Genomic DNA, 5,136 nt, shown 5'->3' with positions numbered 1-5,136 from the left:
GTAGCAACATTGTAAATAGTATCAATGAGTTACAATGTGGCTTATCCCGAACTGGGGTTAAATAGCTTTTTTACAGTGAAGCGATGCCAATATTGATCAAGCCGCCACCAACGATTAACCAAGCAAACATAATCGCACCTAAGATAAGGGGTTTAACGCCAGCTTGTTTGATAGCGCCCAAATGCGTGGTTAGACCCAGCGCAAACATTGCCATGGTGAGCAGCACATCGTCTAGTATCACCATACTACGCTCAAAGCTTGCGGTCATCGGCACCCAAGTGTGCAGTAAGACGATGGCAATGAATATGAAGGCAAACCAAGGCACTTTGACTTGTTGAATGCGGCTCATTACAGAGGGTTTGTTACCTTGATCGTTACTGCCTTTGGTCAACGCAAAAGATAAAACCAATAAGAACGGCGCGAGCATCATCACGCGTATCATCTTGGTGACAACCGCTGTGTCACCCACTTCGGGACTGACTGCGTTACCAGCGACGACGACTTGCGCCACTTCATGAATGGTGGCACCCGTATAAATCCCGTACTGCTGAGCATTTAGCCAAGGTTGCAACCAACCAAGATGGTATAAAAACGGATAAAGCAGCATCGCAATGGTGCCAAAGACCACGACCGTAGCCACAGCGATAGTGACTTTGTGCGCTTCGGCCTTGATCACTGGCTCTGCGGCGATAACAGCTGCTGCCCCGCAAATACTCGCGCCTGCACCAATCAATAACGTCGTTTGTTTATCGACTTTGAGCCATTTTGTACCTAACCAATAAGTGATTAAAAAAGTCGAGGTCAATACCAACGCATCGCTCATCACCGCAGACAGTCCGACACTTGATACTTGCGTTAGGGTCAGCTTAAAGCCATAAAACATGATGGCGAGACGCAGTATTTGACCTTTGGCAAATGTCACGCCCACATGTAGCTGCTCAGCGAAACTAGAATAAACGGTATTGCCCAATATCATACCGATCAAAATCGCTAGCGTTAACGAAGACAAGCCTATAATGCGCCCGTGACTCCAGACATCCAAGCTCGTATTTAGCCATAAGCAAAATAAGCTACCGACAAACACCACTATCAAACCTGCGAAATGGCGATTGGTTGGGAAGTAGTTGGTCACTGTTTTAGTTAAGGCGTGCATGACGAAGTGTCCTATTGTCCATAATCGAAATAAGCATAAGCTTATGAATAGACATTATAAGGCAGACCAATCTATAATAAAAACAGATTAATTAGATAAAAACTATCGATTTTTTAGGTTAATAAAAGTCTTTGGGCTAAAAAGATGGTTTTTTAGATAATAAAGGGTTTTTAAAATAACAGGTGGTTTTTAGGTTGTATCAATAAGATAGGGTGTCAGAGAAATTATGAAAAAAGCCATGCAGGTATTACCAAAGATTACCCTCAAGCAATTATCAGTGTTTGTCAGTATTTATCAAACTGGCAGTACCAGCCGTGCCAGTGAAGAGCTGCATTTATCGCAATCAGCGGTCAGCAGTGCACTCACTGAGCTGGAGGCGCGGTTACAAATGCCGCTATTTGAGCGCGTCGGGCGCAGGCTCAATCAGCATCCAAACGCCCATCCTATCTATATACAGGCACAAGCGATTTTGGGACAAGCTTTAACGCTTGAGCATTATCATAAGCATCAAGCAGGGCAGATTCATATTGGTGCTAGCACGACTATCGGTAATTATGTATTGCCACCGCTGCTTGCCAAATTGTACGAAGCGCTACCCGATGCCCATATCGATATGTATATTGCCAATACCCAAGAAGTGGTCGGCGAGGTTGAGCAATTAAATATCGATATTGCGCTTGTAGAAGGTATGCCGCGCCCGACAGATATGAAAGTCATTGAGCAGCGCGCTTGGCGGACCGATACCTTGATGGTATTTGCTAAATCTCATAGTAAATGGCTGGCAAACATGGACTATAACCATAAAGAAAAATGCTATGAGCTCAGCGCTGAACGATTGGCAAGGCTGCCATTACTGGTACGAGAGGCGGGTTCGGGGACGCGGCAGATTATCGATGAGCAGTTATTGCAGCATCTACCGCATGCCGAGATTGTCATGGCAATTCAGCAGTCAGAAGCCATTAAGCATATGGTCAGCGCCGATATTGGGCTTGGCTGCTTATCGCAGTATGTCATTCAAGCAGAATTGGATAAAGCAGAGCTGGTGCAGGTGAAAGTAGCAGGTATTGATTTAGCGCGCACGTGGTGGCTGGTGTGGCATAAAGCGCGTCATCAAAGCCCCATTTGGCAGAGTTTTATTGATATTTTGACAGAAGATTGATTTTAGTAGTAAAACCCCAGTTCGGGATAAGCCAGTGCTTAAGTTGTTGATACTATTTGTATAATTATTATCTGACCTTATAAAGTCATGCTTTTGACAGTAGTTTATAGAGAAGCCTGTCTTCAAAGACTTAGCTGGTCTTCAAGAGTAATAGAAAATATCAATACTATCAGCAGCTTAATGAATCACTTATCCCGAACTGGGGTTATAATAATAAAAAAATATATTTGCCTTTAATGATAAGAGAGATTGACGCTAAGTACTGGGATGCCACTTCTACTTATGGGTATGGCGGTCCGCTGGTTGACGACACTGTGACCACTGATGAGCTGGATATTATGTTGAAAGGCCTTCAGGATTTTCTTTATGAAGAAGGCTGTGTCTCTTTGTTTATGCGCCTGCATCCCATCATTAACAAAGAACGAGAGCGCCCCCCAGCTATTGGCAAAATAATAAAGCATGGCTTAACAGTAGCCTCTGATTTGACTAAATCTGAAGAAGAATACTGGCAAGAAACTCAAAATCAGCACCGCCGTGGCATCAAAAAAGCAATGAAAATGGATGTGACTACTAAGGTTGAAGCGTTGGACGAAGAAAACGCTAAAATCTTTTCAAAGATTTATGAAGAGACGATGGCGAATGTTGGTGCCACTGATTATTATTTTTTTGATGACAATTATTACTATAATTTGTCTAAAAACCTACAAGGCAGATTGCTGTTGATAACGGCTTATCAAGAAGATAAGCCTATTGCTTCTTCTTTATACACTGCCTGTGAGGAGTCAGGGATTATGCAGTATCATTTAGGAGGAACGCTCGACGATTATAGAAAACTGCAGCCTGCTAAACTGATTACTCATGTGGCAAGAGACTGGGGGCGGGAAAATAACTATAAATTACTTCACCTTGGCGGTGGCCTTGGTGCTAGCCTCGACTCACTATACAAATATAAAAAAGGCTTTAGCTCCCCCTCTGAGGAGTTTGATTTTAAAACCTATAGACTCATTGTCAACCCAGAGAAATATGCCGAATTGGTAGCCAAGGTTGGTCTGAGCGAGGAAGATTTGAATTCTGACTTCTTTCCTTTATATAGGAAAAAGGCAGCACTTGCTTCTGAAGATGAGGCGAACAGACCTGCTTAATAAGGTAGTATTAAAAAGTATTATTGCAGACAGTATCACTATAAAAAAACACCAGCTATAACTAGTTATAGCTGCTGTTTTTTGTCTCTACAATATATTGGGCTTTATTGAGTTGGAACAATATGCCAAACGCCTTTTACATTATCGCCGTTTGCATCTCCAGCTTTAGTGTCTTTTACAAAGAAGTATAACGGCATGTTATTGGCAGCCCACTGATAAGTACCGTCATCACGCTGAAAAGTCGAGAACTGACCGACGCTTTTGGCATTGTTAGGGGCGGTAAGTGCTGGCCAAGCCGCTAAACAATCACCTGTACAGTTCGACTTATTGGCAGTGTCTTTGTCAAAGGTATATAGCGTCATGTAATTAGTAGAATCAACCAGCATACCGTTTCTACTAGTCACTGGTACGGCGCTGCTACTAACCATCTGGTTATCATTCATTCCTGACATATTAGTGCCAAATACTTTATCCATTGTCGAGCAGCCTGTAAGCGCTAAAACACCACTTAGTGCAGATAACATCATAATACGCTTCATAGTAACTTCCTTATTCTTAGAAAATGATTAGTCAGTAGACCTCTTGCAAAAGTCATAGGTTTAGCTCGAAATTAATGATACCAGCAAGAGCCCATCCCAGATTCTGTGTAACTGCCATTTAGATTAAATGCTTACTGATACGATCATCAAACATAATTATAAAGCGATTAAGAGCCGCCGTCCAGTTACGAATCGGCATCGACCACCTTGACGATGCCTGTTGAGTTGCCAAATAGACCACCTTGAAGGCGGCTTGATCAGAGGGAAACACCTTACGCTTATTCACCGCTGTTCGAATGACACTATTTAGCGACTCTATCGCATTGGTGGTATAAATGACTTTTCTGATGTCTTTAGGGTACTCAAAGAACACCGTTAAGCCCTCCCAGTTATTGCGCCAAGACTTGATGACATGCGGGTACTCTTTGCCCCATACTTCATCAAAGTGCTCAAGGTTGGCCTCTGCCATCTCAAGCGTATCAGCACCGTAGATGGCCTTTAAATCAGCTGCTACGGCCTTTTTATCCGTCCATGGTACAAACTTCATGGAGTAACGCACCATATGCACGATACACAGCTGAACCTGAGCGTTAGGGTAGACCGTATTAATGGCATCAGGGAAGCCTTTTAGGCCGTCTACACAGGCAATAAGAATATCTTGAACCCCGTGGTTTTGTAGCTCAGTGAGAACACCAAGCCAGAATTTAGCGCCCTCGTTCTCTGATAGCCACATGCCAAGCAGCTCTTTTTTACCATCAAGAGCAACGCCTAAGGCCAGATAGATTGCCTTGTTGATGATCTGCTTGTCTTGACGTACTTTAATGACAATGCAGTCTAAATAGACGATAGGATAAACACTGCTCAGCGGCCGGTTCTGCCAAGCGGTGATGTCCTCTAATATGTTATCGGTGACTCTTGAGACAAGAGAGCTTGAGATGTCGACATCGTAGAGCTCTTTAATGCTCTCTACGATCTCAGTGGTGGTTTGACCTTTGGCGTATGAGCGAGGATCAGCAAGTGTCTGGGAGACACTTGCCCGAAGCGCAAGACGTAAGGCTATGCCTGTAGTGAAATATGATTTTATCATCAAGACCTGAAATACGGGTTTGATGCTTACTGACAAGTACAGGCTCAAAGCTACTG

At 43.5% G+C, this 5,136-nt stretch carries 4 protein-coding genes and 1 pseudogene; 2 read left to right on the top strand and 3 right to left on the bottom strand.

Features of this window, described 5'->3' with window-relative positions; genetic code table 11:
* Positions 1-70: 70 nt before the first annotated feature.
* On the bottom strand, positions 71-1,153 hold the full coding sequence (locus FQV37_RS10890) for a YeiH family protein (protein WP_068037311.1): 1,083 nt from the start codon (positions 1,151-1,153) through the stop codon (positions 71-73).
* A gap of 226 nt (positions 1,154-1,379) precedes the next feature.
* Here FQV37_RS10890 and FQV37_RS10885 point away from each other — a divergent pair, with 226 nt between their 5' ends.
* Entirely contained in the window at positions 1,380-2,312 is a 933-nt protein-coding gene (locus tag FQV37_RS10885) for a LysR substrate-binding domain-containing protein (protein ID WP_068037308.1), read from the top strand.
* 314 nt (positions 2,313-2,626) lie between these two features.
* Positions 2,627-3,454: a GNAT family N-acetyltransferase gene (locus tag FQV37_RS10880; RefSeq protein WP_157822716.1), complete on the top strand. Its 828-nt coding sequence runs from the start codon at positions 2,627-2,629 to the stop codon at positions 3,452-3,454.
* Positions 3,455-3,558: 104 nt separating this feature from the next.
* Here FQV37_RS10880 and FQV37_RS10875 read toward each other — a convergent pair whose 3' ends face one another.
* On the bottom strand, positions 3,559-3,993 hold the full coding sequence (locus tag FQV37_RS10875; RefSeq protein WP_068037304.1) for a COG4315 family predicted lipoprotein: 435 nt from the start codon (positions 3,991-3,993) through the stop codon (positions 3,559-3,561).
* 118 nt (positions 3,994-4,111) lie between these two features.
* Positions 4,112-5,136 (bottom strand): annotated as a pseudogene (locus tag FQV37_RS10870) (IS256 family transposase); the annotation flags it as partial.

It is taken from the genome of Psychrobacter nivimaris, from assembly GCF_009812035.1.
GTDB classification, from domain to species: domain Bacteria; phylum Pseudomonadota; class Gammaproteobacteria; order Pseudomonadales; family Moraxellaceae; genus Psychrobacter; species Psychrobacter nivimaris.
The sequence above is the reverse complement of the archived record's forward strand: the minus strand, read 5'-3'. Positions and strand labels throughout refer to the sequence as shown.